A 1,687-nucleotide genomic window follows, 5' to 3' on the forward strand; every position below is an offset into this window, starting at 1 on the left:
ATATAAATATCTCTTTCTTTATATTTTCCAATATTGTATTTCATGTTTTCCAGTATTATTTTAAGACTAGCAAGAGGGGTTTTAAGTTCATGGGATGCACCTTTAAAAAAGTCATATTTTAACTTTTCTAATTTTAAAATTTCTTTATTTTTAAATTCCAAATCGTCAATTGTTCTTAATAAAGTAGAATACAAATCATTAATTTGTTGTTTTAATTCTCCAACTTCATCATTAGAGCTAACTTTTAAACTCATCTTTTTATCAAGTTTCATCATTTTATCAGTAACAATTTTTATTTCTTGTATATTATTTTTTATTGATTTTGCATAAATTAAAGAAATAATAGCAGAAAATAAAATTGATATTAATAAAGAATATGGTAAAAATTTAAGGCTTAAATCTTTCGCATCTTTTTGCATATCAGCTGTAGAAACAAATTGTAGATTTGTTTTTTTACCATCATTAAGCTTTATTTCTCTTTCTTCAATTATCAAAGAATTACTATCACTTTCTAAATTAACATTTATATTATCTTTGATTTGTATTTCATTCTTATTATTTTTTTCTTTTATGAATACTTTTATTTCACTACTCTTGGAATAAAATTCCAAAGTTTGTTCTATATATTTTATTTCTTTTCCATTCATATTACTAGAAATTTCATTTGCCATATTATGAATCTTTTCTTTTCTCGTCTCCAAATATGTTTTAGGAAAGATAAAAAAAACTAATGAATGAACTAATATAATTATTATTCCAAGAACAGAAAATATTTGTATGAACATTTTTGGAAATATCTTTAATTTTTTCATTTTCTCTCCAATTTATATCCTACATTTCTTATAGTAGTTATACAGTCTAATTGTAATTTTTTTCTAAGTTCTTTTATATATACATCTATTACTCGATCATAAGGAGTTTCTTCGCTATCTTTCCATACATAATCAATAATTTGCATTCTTGTTAACACTTGTCCATTATTATCCAATAAACATTTTAATACTTCTAGTTCTTTTGCATTTACATCTATTTCTTCACCATTTATTTTAGCTGTATAGCTATTAAAATTAACCGATAGATCCTTATATTCAAACTTCTCTAAATGTCCATAATTCTTCTTAATTAAAGAATCTATTCTAGCTTTTAAGACCGGCAATGAAAATGGCTTTTCTACATATCCGTCTACTAAATTAGTAAATGCATCAATTTTATATTCTTCATCACTAAATGCAGTCAAGATTAGAATTGGTAAATTGCTTTTCTTTCTAATTTCTTTCAACACTTCTAAACCATTTATAAAAGGTATCTGAATGTCTAAGATAACCAAATTTATATCGCTATTAAATTTTGACAAGGCTTCTCTTCCATCTTTAGCTTGAATAACAGTATATCCAAATTCTGAAAGATATTCACTTATTCCCTCTCTTATCATATTATCATCTTCAACAGTTAATATTTTCATATATACCTCCACTTAAGCCTATACACTAGATATTATACAGCATATTATGGCTCTATAATATCTAGTGTTGGTGACACCTTCTGTTGCCAATACTTTTTCTTTTTTCTAATAAATGCAAACAGACACCTTGAAATCCTTTAGAATAAAGGGTTCTATAATATTTTGTGTTGGTGGAAAATCGAAGGCGATTTTCTACTAACACTTTTTCTTCGTTTCAACTCAAAA

General features: G+C 24.8%; 1 protein-coding gene and 1 pseudogene. Both read right to left on the reverse strand.

Features of this window, described 5'->3' with window-relative positions; all coding sequences use genetic code 11:
* Positions 1-812, reverse strand: a pseudogene (locus DVW06_RS16765) (HAMP domain-containing protein); the annotation flags it as partial.
* On the reverse strand, positions 809-1,462 hold the full coding sequence (locus DVW06_RS16770) for a response regulator transcription factor (RefSeq protein ID WP_002285815.1): 654 nt from the start codon (positions 1,460-1,462) through the stop codon (positions 809-811). The pseudogene DVW06_RS16765 and the gene DVW06_RS16770, both read right to left, overlap by 4 nt.
* Positions 1,463-1,687: the final 225 nt, after the last annotated feature.

This window comes from Enterococcus sp. ARL09-542, assembly GCF_005234805.1.
GTDB classification, from domain to species: Bacteria; Bacillota; Bacilli; order Lactobacillales; family Enterococcaceae; genus Enterococcus_D; species Enterococcus_D gallinarum.

Excerpts from the sequence above, each read along its gene's own strand:
- DVW06_RS16770 (WP_002285815.1), bottom strand. The coding sequence starts at position 1,462 with ATGAAAATATTAACTGTTGAAGATGATAATATGATAAGAGAGGGAATA.